This is a genomic window from Bacteroidota bacterium (genome assembly GCA_039111535.1).
Classification (GTDB): Bacteria; Bacteroidota; Rhodothermia; order Rhodothermales; family JAHQVL01; genus JBCCIM01.
Window position 1 is genome coordinate 1 of record JBCCIM010000147.1, and the last position, 17,346, is coordinate 17,346.

The following is a 17,346-nucleotide window of genomic DNA, read 5'->3' on the forward strand; positions in this document are numbered from 1 at the left end:
CACTTCGCGAAACGGGTTTGTGCCGGCTGCGTGTTGCGATTCCGCCACCATCGATGATCCCGGCATGATGATACGACGGTTCAGATGCTCACTGCAGCCTAAAATCCGCAGTTTCCGTAACGTCAACTTCGTGAATTTGAAGATCTTCGGCAGGCTGTCATTTGGTTCGCTTTAAATGGGCATTTTCCAATGATTTTCTTGAGAATCCGCTGCGTCAGTTTTGCTGTGCACATAAATCCGGAGGGGGTGACGATTCCGGCGAATTGTGACGATTGTGCAACGGTTTGGAGTCAACTCTGGGTTGATTGCTGATTTTTGGCGCGGGATCCGCCACTCAGGGGCTACTATTTTCGCCAGCATTACGGTGGCTGCGGGGCACTGGTAGGGCGAAGTTTAGTTGTTGAGGGAGCACAATAAGGAATGACCCGCACGAACCGAAGGGGGGGAACCCTTCTTGCTTTGACCGCCGCAGCCATTGCGATGACCTCTATTGAAGCGCAGGCAGGCGGTTTCGCTATTCGCGAACAATCGGCGGAAGGGCTCGGCGCGGCGTTCGCCGGCATTGCTGCCGGAACCAACGATCTCAGTTCGATGTTCTGGAATCCGGCAACCCTGTCGCTGCACGACGGTTCATCGGTGCAGGGGGAAATCGCAGCGATTTTGCCCTATGCGAATATCGATGTCGACTCATCAACTCGCCCTACAGGTGTACCTGGGGCGTTTGTGAATAATGGGACAGAGGAGAGCGGTAATCTTGGATCACTCGCTATTGTTCCATCGACTTACGTCGCGCATCAGGTCAACGATAAGCTGCGTGTTGGCCTCGCCATCAATTCGCCGTTCGGGCTGGTGAACGAAGCAAACCGTGGTTGGGCCGGTAATTTTCATGGGCTTAAATCCGACCTGTTTTCGATCAACATCAATCCAATGGCGTCATACGACCTCTCCGACTATCTGTCTGTCGGCGTTGGTGTGCAGGTTCAATACGTTGATGTGGCACTGACACAAGAGAACTTGGTTGGCTTAAACACCTTCGCTCAGGGCAGGGCAACCGGTGATGACTGGGGATATGGTGTTACGGCAGGGGTGGTTTTCAAGCCAACGGAATATACCCGCGTTGGCCTTGGCTATCGCTCGCAAATCAAACATTCGATACGCGGACACAGTGAGGTGTCCACGTCAGGGACCGGTGCGCCGGGAACACTTACTAATCTGGGAAAATTGACTGCGAGGACGACGCTGCCGGAAATGGTGTCGCTGGGTGTGCGCCACATGGTCAATGAGGACTGGACCGTTATGGGAACAGTCGAGTGGACCAACTGGAGTCGCTTCAAAGAACTCCGCATTGAAAACGATAGTGGTGCTCCTGACAACGTCACTGAGGAAGATTGGAATGACGGCTGGTTCTTTTCTGTCGGGGCCGAGCACAAGTGGGATGAAAAGCTTACTCTGCGCGGCGGTGTCGCCTATGAAATCAGCCCCGTGCCGGATCGGACGCGGACACCGCGCATACCCGACAATGACCGAATCTGGCTCAATGTCGGCGGCTCTTATCAGGTGTCATCCAACCTCTCGTTCAGCGTCGCCTATTCCCACATCTTTGTTGAGGATGGCCCAATAAATCTATCCCGCAATGACGTGGGGAACGCTGCACGTGGTGACCTGGTGGGAGAATCAAAAGCCAACGTCGATATCATTGCGGTCAGCCTGAAGTACGATTTCGGACGGCTGCCTTGAAATTGAGGGGGAGGGAAAAGGTGGTCGGGGGGCCGCCTTTTTCTTTTTGTGGACTCGTGTGCAGTGCGGCAGCTTGTGCTGTATATGATGGACGTTGTCCATAAGGTCGGGTTCAATAAACGTGTGTTTAGCATGAGGAGCTGAGAAAACGTCGATGCTGTAGTGTGTTGCAATTAGGCCTTTGAAGTTGTTTATGAGCTGCTGGTTTTCGGCAATGAAAGCGGGGAAGTCTGTTGTTGATGAGCGTTGCATAAAATGATGCACAGCTTTAACGGCTGCAACGGTTACCGTTGTGTTGAATTTGGTACCATCATCAAAGGTTTTGTCGAACGTTTTAATCTGGCTGCACAGGTTGTCCGCAGCGCGGTCGACACCATGTTGTTTGATGTGAATCCAGGCAAGGCGCAGGTGTGCTTCATGGTTGAACAACTGCGGTATCAGGGTGCAGTTTTCGAATTGGGCAGCAAAATCGGCGTCAGAGAGCTCGCGGTGGCTTTTCATTGGGGGATCTACTACAGATGGAGGTTTTTGAGCATTTCTTCAAAGGCCCACGTTGCATCACGCATGTCTGCATCCGCCTCAACATAGGCATGGCCTACTTTGTCTAGCAACACAAACCGAATGCGGCCGGCAAGCACTTTCTTATCAGTATACATGGCTGCAACAAGGTCGTCTACTGGCATATCGATAGCACTGGCCTGGATGGGGAGTTTTTTTACGAGGTCGGCGGCACGCTGAACGTCGAGCGCCGGATGCAGGCGGGCAGACAAATGTAAGGCGGCACGCATGCCCATTGCCACTGCTTCGCCGTGTGTGAAGTGTCCGTAGCCGGCGACATGCTCTATCGCATGGCCAAACGTATGACCAAAGTTAAGAATGGCGCGAAGCCCCGCTTCCCGTTCATCCTGGGATACAACAACCGCTTTGATGCCGGCAGCACGATGAATGAGCGTACCCAGGATCGAGGCGTCGCGATCGATGACCGCTGCCCAGTTGTCTTCCAGCCAGGATACAAAGTCAATGTCGGCAATGAGGGCGTGCTTTACAACTTCTGCCAGGCCGCTGGTCCATTCGCGAAACGGCAACGATTGCAGCGTTTTCAAGTCGGCACACACAAATGCCGGCTGGTGGAATGCGCCAATCAGATTTTTTCCTGTTGCGTGGTTGATGCCCGTTTTACCACCCAGTGCGCTATCAACCTGTGCAATGAGTGTCGTGGGGAGTTGGACAAACGGCAGCCCGCGAAGCAATGACGCAGCAGCAAAGCCGGCCAGGTCACCTACAACACCACCTCCGAGGGCCAGCACAGGCGTCTTCCTATCTATGCCCGATGACAGCGCAGCATCATAAATCTGATGCAAATCTGCATACCCTTTGGCCTTTTCGCCTGTGGTTACAACGATGCGTTCAGGTTGCCAACCTGCCGTCAACAAGGCTTCTTCCAGCGTATTGGCGTAGTGCCTGGCAACTGTTGCGTCGGTTATGACCATACATTTGCCGATCCGCAGGCCTGATGCCGCCATCAGTTCTGGCACACGCTGTAGCGACTCAATGTGGTATGGGTAGCTCCGCGTAGCGCCGAGGTCAATTGTTATGGGAGAGAGGCTGGTATCTGAATGCATTTGCTGTGTTGGCTGATCGTTGATGGATCCGTTAACGTGACATGGCTGTAGTAGGTTGCCCGGTACCGTCCATCAATTATCGTGCTATGTGTCTGATCCTGTTTTCTTACGCACAACATCCCCGCTACAAGCTTATCCTGGCTGCCAACCGCGACGAATTTCTTGAGCGGTCCACTGCGCCTGCCGGCTTCTGGGAGGCGCATCCTCATGTGCTCGCCGGCCGGGATGTCAAAGCTGGCGGTACCTGGATGGGCGTAACCAAAAATTTGCGTTTTGCAGCCATTACCAATTATCGGGATCCATCTGCCGAAAAAAAGGACGCACCTACCCGGGGGCGGTTGGTACTCGACTTTCTCGCCGGCTCTGCTGCGCCGGCAACCTACTTGCAAACGTTGCAGAAAAGCGCAGGTGATTATAACGGATACAATCTGCTTGTTGGCGATGAGCGCGGGTTGTGGTACTACAGCAACCGCGAGAACATCGTCCGTGAAGTTTCTCCCGGGCTTTATGGTTTGAGCAACCACCTGCTTGATACAGCGTGGCCCAAAGTGACCAAAGGCAAATCGCGTTTAAAAACGGCAATAGATGCGGACGATCTGAAAAGTCCAACTTTACTGGACGTACTTTGCGATACCCAACAGGCTGCGGATGCTGAATTGCCGCAAACCGGCGTACCACTTGATTGGGAGCGCATGCTCTCTCCTATGTTTATAGAAACGCCAAACTACGGTACCCGTGCGAGCACTGTACTGCTGGTTGAGTATGACGGTCGTGTGTCGTTTGTCGAGCGCACTGTACACCCGCGTAACAGCAACGACGATGAGGTACACTACACCTTTGTAGGTGCTTCCGATATGCAGCACCACGATAAGGAAATGTAAAAGTAACTATCTATTTTTATTTGGTTTACACAAAATGCCTGCGCAAAAAATTACATTCACCAATCGCCAGCAAGAACGCATTGCGGCACGTCTGGACTTACCTGATAACGGGCCGCCTGTCGCTTATGCGCTTTTTGCCCATTGTTTTACCTGCAGCAAAAACCTGAAGGCTGTAGGGCATATCAGCCGTGCGCTTACCACCCATGGCTTTGCCGTCCTGCGGTTCGATTTTACTGGTTTAGGGGAGAGTGAGGGCGATTTTGCTGACACCAATTTCTCGTCCAACATTGCTGACTTGCTTGATGCTGCGGCCTACCTTGAGACCAATTATGCGGCACCAAAAATTCTGGTGGGCCATTCGCTTGGCGGGGCTGCGGTTTTGCAGGCAGCGCAACATTTACCAGACGTACAGGCTGTAGCAACCATTGGCGCCCCATACGATCCGGCGCATGTTGCCCATTTGTTTGAGAGCTCTGCTGAAGAAATTAATGAAACCGGGCATGCTGTGGTCAACCTCGCCGGCCGGCAATTTACCATCAAAAAGCAGTTTCTCGACGACCTGGACAGCCACGCGGTTGATGAAAATATTCGTACCCTCGACCGGGCACTGCTCATTTTCCACTCCCCGGTAGATCAAACGGTTAGTGTTGATAATGCCGCCCGTATTTTTCAGGCTGCGCGGCATCCCAAGAGCTTTGTGTCACTGGATCAGGCAGATCACCTGCTAACCAGCGAGTCAGATTCAACTTATGTGGGGCAAGTATTGTCTTCATGGGCACAGAAATACGTAAAAACAGCACCTCAACCGACAAAGCCAGCGGCGAACGGCGAACACGGGACGGTCGTTGTGAAGCTCGGTCCAGAGGGCTTTCGCACAGACATCTCAGATGGCCGGCACACCCTCATCGCGGATGAGCCCGAACACGTTGGTGGCACCGATCTCGGCCCTTCTCCCTATGAATTGCTCAATGCGAGCCTCGGTGCTTGCACAGCGATGACAATGCGCATGTATGCTGCCCGGAAAGGATGGCCGCTTGAAACAGTTGAGGTACGCCTCAAGCATGCCAAAATATATGCAAAAGACTGTGCATCCTGCGAAACTGAAGGGCATGCTAAAATTGACCAAATTACCCGCGAAATACGCATGACCGGACCGCTGGATGATGCCCAGCAAAAACGTTTGATGGACATTGCCGACAAATGTCCCGTTCACCGTACCTTGCACAACGAAGTGCATGTGTCGACCAGCCAGGTTTAGCATTAATGAAAGCGATTGTTGTCTCTGCGCCCGGCCCAGAAAGCGAGTTGGAAATCCAGGACGTACCACAGCCGAAACCCGGACCGGGGCATGTGCTTGTTCGCATTGTTGCAACTGCTCTGAACCGGGCTGATCTTTTGCAACGCGCCGGCCACTACCCTCCGCCGCCCGGTGCAAGTGAAATTCTGGGGTTGGAAATGGCAGGGGTCATTGAATCACGCGGTCCGGATTGCAGCGGTACATTTGCCACAGGTGACCGTGTGATGGCGTTACTGCCTGGCGGTGGGTATGCGGCGTATGCCGTTGTGCCAGAGGCGTTGCTGATGCGAATTCCTGAAAGGCTCTCCTTTACTGAAGCTGCAGCCATTCCCGAAGTTTTCCTCACGGCATTTCAGGCTGTGTACTGGCTGGGTGAATTGAAGTCCGACGAGACGGTATTGCTGCATGCGGGCGGCAGCGGCGTCAGTACGGCTGCCATTCAGTTGGCTGTGCACCAGGGAAGTGCGGTCTTTGTTACTGCGTCTGAAGCCAAGCATAATGCCTGTAAAGCACTTGGTGCCGCAGCGGCCATTGATTACAAAACAGCAGCTTTTGAGGATGTGATCAGCGAGCTAACAGACAAACGAGGCGTAGACCTGATCGTAGATTATATTGGAGCGCCTTATTTTGCAGCCAACATTGCGTCATTGGCAACGGATGGCCGGCTTGTTGTGCTGGCGATGATGGGAGGGAGCAAAGTATCAGCGGTCAACCTGATGCAATTGTTCAGAAAGCGCATACACGTAAAAACCTCCACATTGCGGAGCCGGTCAGCACCATACAAGGCCGCACTCACAGCAGCTTTTGTCGAAAAATTTGGTGATGCATTGATAGCCGGAGACATCAATCCGGTGATTGACGGCGTATACAACTGGCAAGACGCAGAAGCGGCGCATGCCCGTATGCGGGGCAATTTAAATACCGGGAAAATTGTACTTTCTGTTTCAGAATCAGCATAAGGAAAATTGGAAACATGGTTGAGCTTCGGGGACGGTATGTATTCTTGCTTTTTTTATTGCTAGTCGCAGCTTGTGACAACTCGGAAGACGTAGTTGAGCCTATCGCCTCAACTGAATTTGCTGCATGCAATCAGGAGTTATCAGCATGCAACGCTGGGAGTGGCGCCTATTGCCTCTTTGGGTTTAAGTGGGGGATGAACAACCCGTTTTCGAATCCCGGTTTTGATAAAGAGGGGCCGCAATCGCCTGTTGCCGGTATTACGTTTAGTTTCCAAAATGAAGGGACCTTGCTCAATACCCACCGGCAAATTCAGGCACCTTCGCAGCCGTTTGATAATACGTTGAGTTGCGCCAGAACCGAGGTGCGACGTGCTATGGATGCGTGGGCTACAACCGCAAACATCTCTTTTCAGGAAATGCCTGAAGACAGCGACAGCCAAATCCGTTTTTACGTTGCTGATATTCAGCAGAGCGGGGTAGGGTACCCCAACTACTTTGCCGGCAGATGTACCTCACTTTCCGGGCAGATCGTCATGCAGCCCAACACGCGGTTCAATACGTGCGAGACGTTTTACAAATTTATGCTGCACGAGATCGGGCATACGCTGGGACTTGGCCACGTTGATTCGCCCAATGTAATGAACCCCAGTTTTGATGCCCTGAACGCTATCGAAGCACCGCAAGAAGGAGACCGGGCGGGGATGGTTGCGCTATACGGCACGCCGTAATCTAACATGCTGGATACAGGGCCGTGCTAACATTTGTCGGCCCATAAACGGTGTATTTACGCGGTGTGTAATGGCCGCTAATTTTGGTATATTGCCTCACTTTTTTAGCAATAGAAATGGTTTTGCATGTCTGAACAGTTGTTCATCGGATTGCTCATTGGTTTTGCGGTTGCCTGGTTCATCGGGCGAAGCCGGCGTGTCACTGCGTCAACGGCTAATGATGCCCAACCGCTTAAGTCCTCACCTGCACCGGAGCCAGAGCGCGAAGCTGTTGGGTTACCAACTGAAAAACCTTCCCTCAATTCGCTGTATGAACTGGTTGAGCAACTCGAATCTTTCTTAAATAAAACTGCGCACCCGCAGGACTTGCTTGAGCGGACTGAATTTCAAGAAGGGGTTGACTTGCTGTCGCACCCCGGTTTCACGGTAACGGAGCTCATTTCTTATGGCGCCGGCGACAACCTCGGTATTGCCTGCATGGCACTTGAAGCCCTGAACCGCCGTGCTGAAGAAGAAGACGTTGCTACACCGCTACTTGCAACCATAAACCGCGTGTATGCCTGGCCGCTGTATTACGCTTTGCAAGCATTGCCTCCTTCGCCGGCGTATTCCATGATTGGGGCCGTTCTTGCCCAAACCAACGACTGGTGGGTGCTGAATCAGCCCTTCCAGAATATGCTCCGTGGTTTTGCTGAACAGCATCTTGCCCTGGGGGAAGTCCCTTCGTTTGACGACAGGCTGGATGATCTCACAAGCGAACAACTCGCTGCCATTGAACAGTTGCTTGATGCTTTGGGGCTCGAACAACTGGAGCCGCTGCGCGCGCAACTGGTTGCAAACCAGCGGACGCGCATTGATGTATCCGCCCTGAATGCCATCGGTAGTGTATGGGATGGGGACCGTGAAGCCAATCCAATTATTGAGCACCCGGCGTTGAAGCTGTGGTTGCTGGAGATGGAGGCCACCCTGCTTGAGACATCGCAGCGGTCCATTCTGTTGACAGGTGAACCTGGTGTAGGTAAAACCACGCTGTATAGTGTTTTTGCGCGGCGCTGTCAGCGTAAAGGATGGGTTATCTTCGAAGCAGGTTCAACCGAGATTCTTGCCGGCCAAAGTTATGTTGGCCAGCTTGAGGCCCGGATGCAAGAGTTGTTCAAAAACCTGTCTGGCAATCGCAAAGTCATCTGGATAATCCCAAGCTTCCATGAGCTGCTTTTTGCCGGATGGCACCGCGACAACCCGCGCAGCGTGCTCGATATGCTGATGCCTTATCTCGAAAATGGGTCGCTCACCATTATCGGCGAAACAGAGCCAGATGCTTATGAGCGCCTGATTGAGCGGAAGCCTCAACTCCGGGCTGTTATGCAGCGGGTCCACCTGAATCCGCTGGACAACGAAGAAACGATGGCAGTTGCAAATGCCTGGAATCAGGCTTGTCAGGACCAAAAACTGGCCGGCCCCATTTCAAGCCAGATTATGGAAGAAGCGTTTCACCTTGCCCAGCAGTACCTCGACAAAGCTGTAGCGCCGGGTAACCTGATCGACTTCCTGAAGCTTGCGCAACTCACAGATCATGATCCTCACGATGCGCTTACGATCGATGACCTGTTTGAAAGCCTGTCACAATTAACCGGTTTGCCGGCGAGCATTCTGGATGAGCGTCAGGCGCTCGAGCTGGATGCTTTGCACGATCTCTTTCAGTCGCGGGTGCTCGGTCAGCCAGAAGCTGTCGATTGCCTGGTTGAGCGGGTGGCGATGATGAAAGCCGGCGTAAACGACCCGAGTCGCCCGGCCGGTGTTTTCCTGTTTGTTGGTCCTACCGGAACAGGTAAAACTGAAATTGCTAAAACCCTCGCAGAATTCCTCTTTGGTTCTTCTGAACGCATGATCCGTTTGGATATGAGCGAATTCATGACGGAAGATTCGCTGCATCGTTTGCTGGGCAGCCAGCAAGAACTGGCTTCGTCAAACGCCCTGGTCAACCAGATCCGCAAACAGCCGTTCTCCGTTATTCTGCTAGACGAGTTTGAGAAAGCGCACCCCAACATCTGGGACCTGTTTTTACAAGTGTTTGATGATGGCCGGCTCACCGATCGCCGGGGCAACACCGCAGATTTCCGACACAGCATCATCATCCTTACTTCAAACCTCGGTGCAGCCATCCCTCGGGGAAGCCAGCTTGGATTTAGCGGGGACCGCAAAACGTTTTCAGAATCGAGCGTGACGCGAGCTGTATCGAGTACCTTCCGCCCGGAATTTCTAAACCGGATCGACCGAACCGTTGTGTTCAGGCCGCTCGGAAAAGGTGTAGTGCGCGATATCCTGCTAAAAGAACTACGCACCGTACTTAAACGGCGCGGGTTGCGTAATCGGGATTGGGCGGTTGAGATGGAAGACTCAGCCCTCGAATTTTTGCTCGAAAAGGGCTTTACAACCGATCTTGGTGCGCGGCCTCTGAAGCGGGCGATTGAGCGGTACTTGCTTTCTCCACTTGCCATAACCATTGTAAACAATCAGTTTCCGGAAGGGGACCAGTTTCTCTTTGTGCGCAGCAACGGTCGGGCAATCGAGGTTGAGTTTATCGACCCGGATGCTTCGAGCGCAAGCGAGGACGGGCGTGCTGCGGGTGCGTTGCCGGACGGTATGGAAGAATCCCTCAAGACGCTTATCCTTGAGCCGGCTGGCACAACATCTGAAGTGCAGGCGCTTGATGATTTTTACGATGCACTGGCTGCTACCGTTGATGCTGATGCGTGGCAAGACAAAAAAGAAAGCGCCCTTGCGATGACATCTTCCCCCCAGTTCTGGGACTCTGAAGACCGGTTTGCCGTGCTGGGTGATGTGGAATTTCAAGACCGGTTTGAGCGTGCGCTCGATACGGCGCAGGCGTTGCTGGTGCGACTCCGCGGAGAGCCGGCTGAGGAAAGAGCGTCTTATTCGACCGTACTCATCCAACGGTTGGCCCAACGGCTATTCTTGTTGGAGCATGCCTTGCATGGCGACGCAGCAGGCGAACCACGAGATGCTTTCATTTGTGTTGAACCCAGCCTGGAAGAAGATGGCGAAGGCGGGCAACGGTTTGCGTCTGAGCTTAGCCAAATGTATCTGTCGTGGGCTTCAAAACGGCAGATGCGGCATAAGATCTTGATAGAAGATCGGGTTGATGGTGAGCACCTGAACCGCTTTGTGTTGGCTGTTGCCGGCCTCGGGGCGTTCCCGATATTGGATGCAGAAAAAGGCCTGCACGTATGGGAGTCTCCGGGCGAAGGTAAATCGTTTATACGATCGCGTGTACGCGTCCAGGTTGCACCACAACCTGTAGTACCGGGAGATACGGTCAAACAGTTACTCGGACAGGCAGAAGAAGCCTTCGGGGCACTCGGCGACCTGCGCAACATCGTACGGCGCTACAGGGCGCTGCCTTCACCGCTGGTCCGCGACAGCTTGCAAGGCTGGCGCACCGGACGCCTGGAGCGTGTAATGGATGGAGGCTTCGACTTGATTACCGGTGGTTGAATGAACGACTTCAGCAGATGTGAGGATGTGCCGGTTGAGATCTGAGTTTTTCGATAATGAAAAGAGCCGCATGTAGCAAACTACATGCGGCTCTTTTCATTCAGATCGTTTGTTGGTGCTTATGGTTTTTCGAGAGCTGTAAGGAATGAAACCAGTTGGTCGCCTTGCGGACGTAGCACCCGCACGAGGAAGGACTCTCCGGGGGCAATGTCGCTGTAAATGTCCATAAATTCGTTGCGCGAAGTAATGCCCTGACGATCTATTTCAACGAGGATGTCTCGCTGGCGCAATTCAGCTTCGCGATACGCAGCGCTGTTGCGGTCGATTTCGCCAATAAGTACGCCTGCAACGTCGGTATCTTCAACGCCAAGGTTGCGCAAAATCTCAGGCGTGACATTGCGGAGCCCATGAAGTCCGAGTGATTCCATACTCTGAACTTCGTCGTCAACCGGACGCGTCATGTTTTGCGGCTGGCCATTCAGTTCATCGGGCCGTTCTGCAAGCGTTACGGTGATCGACATTTCGCGGCTGCCCCGCACGATGTCCAGTGCTACCCTGTCGCCAGGATTCTTGTTACCAACAATGGTGCGAATCTGGTTGGAGTCTTGCAGCTCTCTGCCATCAACAGCAATTACGATATCGCTATTTTGCAGACCGGCTTTTTCAGCCGCACTGCCCGGCATGATGCTCACGATCTGTGCTGCACCACGAGGAACGTCGAGGTTTTTAGACAGGTTTTCGCTAATGCCTTCGAAGCCTACACCGAGGAAGCCGCGGCTTACAGAGCCGTTGTCGATCAACTGCGTCGCAACATTCTCAACGAGGTCTACGGGTATGGCAAACCCAATACCCTGGTAGCCACCTGAACGCGAGTAAATAGCAGAGTTGATGCCGATCAGCCGGCCCCGAAGGTCTACAAGCGGACCGCCAGAGTTGCCAGGATTGATCGCAGCGTCTGTTTGGATAAAGCTGGCAAAGGCATTCAGGTTACGGATTTGGTCGCTGGTACGGCCCAAAGCACTCACAATGCCTACCGTTACAGTATTGCCCAGGTCAGCAGAGAGGGGAGAGCCCACAGCCATAACCCACTGCCCAACACGGATTTTATCGTTTTCGCCGTATGAAATGGCCGGCAGATTGTCCGCATCAATTTTGATCACAGCCAGGTCGCTCAACGGGTCCGTTCCAATGATTTCAGCATCATAAAACTTGCCGTCATACAAGCGAACTTCAAGTTCATCTGCGCCCGTGATAACGTGGTTGTTCGTTATGATGTAGCCATCAGATCGTGCAATGACACCTGAACCCAGGCCTTCAGACCGGTAGTCTTGTCCCTGGCCTTGGCCGCCATCGCCAAACGGACTGAAAAAATCTTCAAATGGTGTCCCCTGGAACGCGCGTTCTTGCTGGATAACCTTCTCAGAGCGAATCTGCACCACGGTTGGGTTGACAGACTCGGCAACCATGGTGAAGGCTTCTTCGAGCTCCAACGCAGATTTAACGCGCGATTCGCTGATGGCAGTAGTACCTTCTTCGTAAGAAGCAGAGGCCTGGCTTACAGCGGTAAGCTCCCCTTTATTCAGCAAATTGGCGCCGAGGGTTGTGAAAAAGATACCACCGAGGAAAGCAGCAATAATAAATAAAGCCAGTGGGACTGATCGTTTAACGCTCATGGTCTCGTCTCAATTAAATTCTATGCAAATTTGACAACATAATTTTCAGACAGTATGTCGAAAATTGTATACAGGTTGGCCGGCAAATGTCTATTTGCGTATTGAGATGCCACACCCTTCAGGGCAAGACATCCTTATTCATTACCCGTCTCCAGATCGTATCAACTACCTGAAATGCAGGGCTGCGCAGAAACTGACATCCTGGCAGCACCCAGGGGTATTCTGTACCAACATGCATACGAGAAAAAAGCGTGCCGATGCGTAGTTAGCCTGTGTGTCTTTCTTTGTTGTCTTAACGATTGTGTTACCCGATTTCGTATGTAGGCCAGCAATTATTTGCCTGGAATACCCGGCTCGGTCATGTCGCGCACATTCAGGTAAGCATCAAGTTCTGCATCTGAGAGCAGGCCCATCTCTTTGACAACCGTACGCACAGACTTCCGTTCTTTGGCTGATTTTTTGGCGATTTCAGACGCTTTGTCATATCCCACGGCTGCATTCAACGCTGTGGCTATCGAAGGATTGAGTTCTAGCAGTTCCTGGCAGCGTTCGCGGTCTGCGACAATTCCTTCAAGACATTTTTTCCTGAATGCATCGCAGCCCCGGGCAAGGATGGTGATGCTTTCAAGCATGGCGTGTGCCATGACCGGCATCATCACGTTCAACTCAAAGTTGCCGTGCTGACCTCCCACCGTGATGGTTGTTGCGTTGCCCATGACGCGGGCGCAGACCATCATAATGGCTTCACTCATGACCGGGTTTACTTTACCGGGCATAATGGAAGACCCGGGCTGGATGGCCGGCAGTTTTATTTCCGACAGGCCACTGGTAGGCCCACTAGACAGGTGGCGAATGTCGTTGACAATTTTCATGAGGGATACAGCAAGCGTGTTGAGCACGCCGGCGGTCATGACAAACCCGTCCTTGGCAGCCTGTGCCTCAAAATGATTCTCCGCTTCTTTGAACGTGAGCCCTGTTTTGCTGCTTATTTGGGCAATCGCCTCTTTAGAAAACATCATCGGCCGGTTGATGCCCGTGCCTGTTGCGGTACCCCCGAGGGCCAATTCACACAACTCGCTTGAGGCAATTTGTAGCCGGCGAATGCCGTACTGAATTTGGGCTGCATAGCCCCCAAACTCCTGGCCCAGGCGAACAGGTGTTGCGTCCATCAAGTGGGTACGCCCGCTTTTAAGCACGTCGTCAAATGCTTCAGCCTTCTCCTGCAGTGCTGCGTGAAAACGTTCAAGTGACGGGATTAATTCGTCTTCAATCGCCATACGCGCAGAGACGTGCATGGCTGTTGGAATCACGTCATTGGATGATTGGGACATATTGACGTGGTCGTTCGGATGTACCAGTTTGCTGCCCCGCTCGCCGCCGAGTTTCTCTGTGGCAACATTGGATATCACCTCATTGGTGTTCATATTGGTTGAGGTACCGCTGCCGGTCTGGAAAATGTCGAGGACAAACTCACCGTCCAATTCGCCATCAATCACCTGCTGCGCACTTTCTACGATGACACGCATGTTGTCGTCATCCAGCAGGCCGAGTTTGTGATTGGATAGGGCCGCTGCTTGCTTGATGATGCCAAGGGCTTCAATAAACCGGCGAGGGAAACGGATACCGCTGATTGGAAAGTTATCTGCTGCACGCTGCGTCTGGGCGCCATACTTTGCGTCAGCTGGCACTTTTACTTCTCCGAGGGAATCTTTTTCAATACGGTAAGACATATGTATGGACCAGGGCCTGGTTGTTTTAGAATTATGTTAACTGCTCAGGGAGCAGGAATTTAACCGAATTTGTGTTCTATCAAAAACAGAAACTGCGATTTATGGTTTATAGTTCGGATTTAACAAAACTGAAGGTTTGATGGAAATTTTGAGAACGGTTGCTGCAATGCAACAGCACGCTGACGCCCAGCGCTGTGCCGGCAAAAGGTTGGCGCTCGTTCCTACCATGGGTGCATTACATGAGGGACACCTGTCCCTGGTTTCTCGCGCCCGTACACTGGCTGATCATGTGACGGTTTCAATTTTTGTAAACCCAACCCAGTTTGGCCCCAACGAAGACTTTGATGCGTACCCACGCACCATTGATGCTGACCTGGCAAAGCTCGATGCGCTTGGTGGTGTGGATGCTGTGTTTATGCCGGGGGTAGCAGACATGTATCCCAACACCCAGGCCGCGCACAAGGCGTGGGTTTCAGTGAAGGACCTTGATCAGCATCTCTGTGGGGCGTATCGCGATGGACATTTCCTGGGGGTAACAACAGTTGTTACCAAGCTGTTTAACGCTTGCCGGCCCCATTTGGGTGTGTTTGGACTCAAAGATGCACAGCAGTTTCTGATTCTCCGCAGGATGTCTCACGACCTGAATATGGGTATTGAATTGGTAGGTGTGCCTACCTACCGCGAATCGGATGGTCTTGCGGCATCATCCCGTAATGTGTATTTGTCTGATTTGCAACGCAGCCAAGCGCCGGCGCTACACGCAGGGTTACAGTTGGGTAAAGCAGCCATCGAAGCCGGCGAGCAGCATCCTGATGCCATCAAAGAACTTGTCGCAAACCACATCAACACAAATACCGATGGAGAAATTCAATATATCGAAGTAGTGGATACGCACGATATTCAGCCGGTTGATACCCTCACGGGACAGGCTGAGGTTTTAATTGCGCTGGCGGTCTATTTTGGCCGAACCCGGCTCATTGACAACGTATTTGTGTCAGTTGAGCAAAACTAGGCAGATTTTTTTAAGCGGTTTTGCTACATTGACCCCCATCACCCACCACGGATCACGACTGAAATGATCTTCACCTTGCATCCCGGTTAAACGTAACACCACCCAACGTTTTTCAGTCTTTGCAAGGCGCCACGGTATTAGTACTAAATCTCTGGTTAGCTGAAATGTGTACCCTCTTGAAACGGAACCATCTTTTCTGTGCCCTGCTTGTTTTTGTTGGATTGGGGCTCTTTGCTTCTACCTCGCAAGCACAAGATCGCCTGTATCCTGTGCGTAGCGGCAACGGTTTTGGGTTTATCAACAGCGATGGTGAGCTGAAAATAGAAGCCCGCTTTGATTCTGCACTAGACTTTGTTGATGGGCTCGCGCCAGTTAAAATTACTGGCTTGTGGGGCTTTGTAGATGAAAATGGCGAAATAGTCATTGATGCTTTGTACGACCGCGTCCACGTATTCTCAGAAGGGCTTGCCCGTGTAAGCCGGAAAGGTAAATGGGGCTTTGTGAACAGCAATGGGGAAGAAGTGATTAAAATACGGTATACGGATGCGCTGGATTTTTCAGAGGGATTTGCAGCTGTTCAACGTAAAAAAGGCGGCAAGGCCAAATGGGGATTCATTGATTTGACAGGAGAAGAGGTGATACCCGTTAAATTTGCCAGTGCACTCTCTTTTTCGAACGGCCTTGCACCCGTAGAGCGAAAAAAGAAGTTTGGCTTTGTATCAGCCGGCGGTTCCTGGGGATATATCGATACCACCGGTGAACTTGTTATTAAAGACAGTTATAACGTTGCGCGTGCCTTTAGTGAAGAGACTTCGCTCATTTACAACAAAGGCGTGTATGCATTTATCAACGCAGACAATGAGCGGATTATAGAAGCACCCTATGAACGCGTACACAGCTTTGCTGACGGCTATGCGCGTGTGTATGATGCCGGTGGCTGGGGCTTTATGGACAAAGGCGGCGAAGTTACCATCGATATGGTTTTTGACCATGCCTACGACTTCTCGGAGGGCCTTGCGCTCGTCAAGTACGGATTGAAGTGGGGATATGTCGACGAATCCGGCGAATTTGCCATTCAACCCCGTTTTGACAAAGGTTGGAGTTTCAATGGCGATCTGGCCCGCGTTTTCATAGACGGCCAAATGGGCTACATTAACAAGATCGGCGCGCTCATCTGGCCCATGGATGCTAACTGAAAGTGGGTTGAAGGTTTAAGGTGCTAAACAGGAAGCTTTCCTACCAAACACCTTAAACTTATTGCTCAACCTTCTCTATCCTCTTCGTGGGCTTCGTAGGCTTCGATAATCTCTTTCACGAGTCGGTGGCGGAGGACATCCGTGCGGCCGAAAGTGACAAAATCGATGCCTTCAACGCCGGCGAGAATATTTTTTGCTTCAATGAGGCCACTCTGGCTACGTTTGGGCAAGTCTATTTGTGACGCATCTCCTGTAACGATAGCACGGCTATTGGGGCCCAATCGGGTCAAAAACATTTTCATTTGCTGCCGTGTAGCGTTTTGCGCTTCATCAAGAATAACAAATGCAGAATGCAGCGTACGGCCGCGCATGTAGGCCAGCGGCACAATTTCCACGATGTTTTGGTCGATGTAGGTTGCCAGCTTATCCTGATGGATCATGTCGCCCAGTGCGTCATAGAGCGGGCGGAGGTAGGGATCTACTTTGTCCCGGAAGTCGCCTGGCAAAAAGCCAAGGCGTTCTCCGGCTTCTACAGCTGGCCGTGACAGCACGATGCGCCGTACTTTGCGCGATTTGAGTGCGGCAACCGCGAGGGCGACTGCCGTATACGTTTTACCCGTACCTGCCGGCCCGATAGCAAATACAAGGTCGTTGTTGCGCGCTGTAGCAACCAGTTTCTTCTGATTAGGTGTTTTTGCCTTGATCAGATTGCCACTCGGCGTATGTAGAATGGTATCGCCGTTTGCAGCAGGATGTTCGCCAGCGTCGCCGTTGGTCGAAGGTTTGATCGCCAGTACGGTTTCTACATCATTTTCAGTGAGCGAATTGTTTTTCTGCAATACGGTGACCAATTCATTAATCACCCGCTCGATACTCTGGTTCTCCTTCGCAGAACCATCGCCTGGCTTCTTGATGGCTGTAAAGAGCACCCGGCTCATCTCAAAGTAAGGCGAGAAACTTACTTTTTCTAGTTCCTTAGAGGATTGTTCATCAAC

The 17,346-nt window shown here is 52.2% G+C and carries 13 protein-coding genes; 8 read left to right on the plus strand and 5 right to left on the minus strand.

Features of this window, described 5'->3' with window-relative positions:
- Positions 1 to 420: 420 nt before the first annotated feature.
- Entirely contained in the window at positions 421 to 1,737 is a 1,317-nt protein-coding gene (locus AAF564_19300; GenBank protein ID MEM8487707.1) for an outer membrane protein transport protein, read from the plus strand.
- Here AAF564_19300 and AAF564_19305 read toward each other — a convergent pair.
- On the minus strand, positions 1,675 to 2,238 hold the full coding sequence (locus tag AAF564_19305) for a hypothetical protein (GenBank protein MEM8487708.1): 564 nt from the start codon (positions 2,236 to 2,238) through the stop codon (positions 1,675 to 1,677). The two genes, AAF564_19300 and AAF564_19305, sit on opposite strands and share 63 nt — an antisense overlap.
- A gap of 11 nt (positions 2,239 to 2,249) precedes the next feature.
- A complete protein-coding gene (gene aroB, locus AAF564_19310) occupies positions 2,250 to 3,359 on the minus strand; it encodes a 3-dehydroquinate synthase (GenBank protein ID MEM8487709.1) in 1,110 nt (369 codons plus the stop codon).
- 41 nt (positions 3,360 to 3,400) lie between these two features.
- Here aroB and AAF564_19315 point away from each other — a divergent pair, with 41 nt between their 5' ends.
- The 5 genes from AAF564_19315 to AAF564_19335 all read left to right on the plus strand — a co-directional run bounded on the left by AAF564_19315 (position 3,401) and on the right by AAF564_19335 (position 10,740).
- Positions 3,401 to 4,240, plus strand: coding sequence for an NRDE family protein (locus AAF564_19315; protein ID MEM8487710.1), 840 nt, complete (start codon positions 3,401 to 3,403; stop codon positions 4,238 to 4,240).
- 34 nt (positions 4,241 to 4,274) lie between these two features.
- A complete protein-coding gene (locus tag AAF564_19320) occupies positions 4,275 to 5,498 on the plus strand; it encodes a bifunctional alpha/beta hydrolase/OsmC family protein (GenBank protein MEM8487711.1) in 1,224 nt (407 codons plus the stop codon).
- A gap of 5 nt (positions 5,499 to 5,503) precedes the next feature.
- Positions 5,504 to 6,496, plus strand: a complete 993-nt coding sequence (locus AAF564_19325) for an NAD(P)H-quinone oxidoreductase (protein MEM8487712.1) — start codon at positions 5,504 to 5,506, stop codon at positions 6,494 to 6,496.
- Positions 6,497 to 6,510: 14 nt separating this feature from the next.
- Positions 6,511 to 7,224, plus strand: coding sequence for a matrixin family metalloprotease (locus AAF564_19330; protein ID MEM8487713.1), 714 nt, complete (start codon positions 6,511 to 6,513; stop codon positions 7,222 to 7,224).
- A 126-nt stretch (positions 7,225 to 7,350) separates the two neighbouring features.
- Positions 7,351 to 10,740 (plus strand): AAA family ATPase, encoded by a 3,390-nt coding sequence (locus AAF564_19335; GenBank protein MEM8487714.1) that lies wholly within the window; start codon positions 7,351 to 7,353, stop codon positions 10,738 to 10,740.
- A 119-nt stretch (positions 10,741 to 10,859) separates the two neighbouring features.
- On the opposite strand, the gene AAF564_19340 is transcribed toward AAF564_19335, so the two are convergent.
- Positions 10,860 to 12,413 carry a Do family serine endopeptidase gene (locus tag AAF564_19340; protein ID MEM8487715.1) on the minus strand — a complete coding sequence of 518 codons (1,554 nt, stop codon included), beginning with the start codon at positions 12,411 to 12,413 and terminating at the stop codon, positions 10,860 to 10,862.
- A 332-nt stretch (positions 12,414 to 12,745) separates the two neighbouring features.
- Positions 12,746 to 14,143, minus strand: coding sequence for a class II fumarate hydratase (locus AAF564_19345; protein MEM8487716.1), 1,398 nt, complete (start codon positions 14,141 to 14,143; stop codon positions 12,746 to 12,748).
- Positions 14,144 to 14,282: 139 nt separating this feature from the next.
- Here AAF564_19345 and panC point away from each other — a divergent pair, with 139 nt between their 5' ends.
- Together panC and AAF564_19355 are read left to right on the plus strand one after the other, a co-directional pair.
- The gene (panC, locus tag AAF564_19350) at positions 14,283 to 15,155 is read left to right on the plus strand and encodes a pantoate--beta-alanine ligase (GenBank protein ID MEM8487717.1); all 873 of its coding nucleotides are present in this window, start codon (positions 14,283 to 14,285) and stop codon (positions 15,153 to 15,155) included.
- Positions 15,156 to 15,331: 176 nt separating this feature from the next.
- Positions 15,332 to 16,351, plus strand: a complete 1,020-nt coding sequence (locus AAF564_19355) for a WG repeat-containing protein (GenBank protein MEM8487718.1) — start codon at positions 15,332 to 15,334, stop codon at positions 16,349 to 16,351.
- Between the two features lie 65 nt (positions 16,352 to 16,416).
- Here AAF564_19355 and AAF564_19360 read toward each other — a convergent pair whose 3' ends face one another.
- Positions 16,417 to 17,289 (minus strand): PhoH family protein, encoded by an 873-nt coding sequence (locus tag AAF564_19360; GenBank protein MEM8487719.1) that lies wholly within the window; start codon positions 17,287 to 17,289, stop codon positions 16,417 to 16,419.
- Positions 17,290 to 17,346: the final 57 nt, after the last annotated feature.

Coding starts and splice junctions, on each gene's coding strand:
- AAF564_19300 (MEM8487707.1), top strand. CDS start 421: ATGACCCGCACGAACCGAAGGGGGGGAACCCTTCTTGCTTTGACCGCC.
- AAF564_19305 (MEM8487708.1), bottom strand. CDS start 2,238: ATGAAAAGCCACCGCGAGCTCTCTGACGCCGATTTTGCTGCCCAATTC.
- aroB (MEM8487709.1), bottom strand. CDS start 3,359: ATGCATTCAGATACCAGCCTCTCTCCCATAACAATTGACCTCGGCGCT.
- AAF564_19315 (MEM8487710.1), top strand. CDS start 3,401: ATGGCTGTAGTAGGTTGCCCGGTACCGTCCATCAATTATCGTGCTATG.
- AAF564_19320 (MEM8487711.1), top strand. CDS start 4,275: ATGCCTGCGCAAAAAATTACATTCACCAATCGCCAGCAAGAACGCATT.
- AAF564_19325 (MEM8487712.1), top strand. CDS start 5,504: ATGAAAGCGATTGTTGTCTCTGCGCCCGGCCCAGAAAGCGAGTTGGAA.
- AAF564_19330 (MEM8487713.1), top strand. CDS start 6,511: ATGGTTGAGCTTCGGGGACGGTATGTATTCTTGCTTTTTTTATTGCTA.
- AAF564_19335 (MEM8487714.1), top strand. CDS start 7,351: ATGTCTGAACAGTTGTTCATCGGATTGCTCATTGGTTTTGCGGTTGCC.
- AAF564_19340 (MEM8487715.1), bottom strand. CDS start 12,413: ATGAGCGTTAAACGATCAGTCCCACTGGCTTTATTTATTATTGCTGCT.
- AAF564_19345 (MEM8487716.1), bottom strand. CDS start 14,143: ATGTCTTACCGTATTGAAAAAGATTCCCTCGGAGAAGTAAAAGTGCCA.
- panC (MEM8487717.1), top strand. CDS start 14,283: ATGGAAATTTTGAGAACGGTTGCTGCAATGCAACAGCACGCTGACGCC.
- AAF564_19360 (MEM8487719.1), bottom strand. CDS start 17,289: ATGAGCCGGGTGCTCTTTACAGCCATCAAGAAGCCAGGCGATGGTTCT.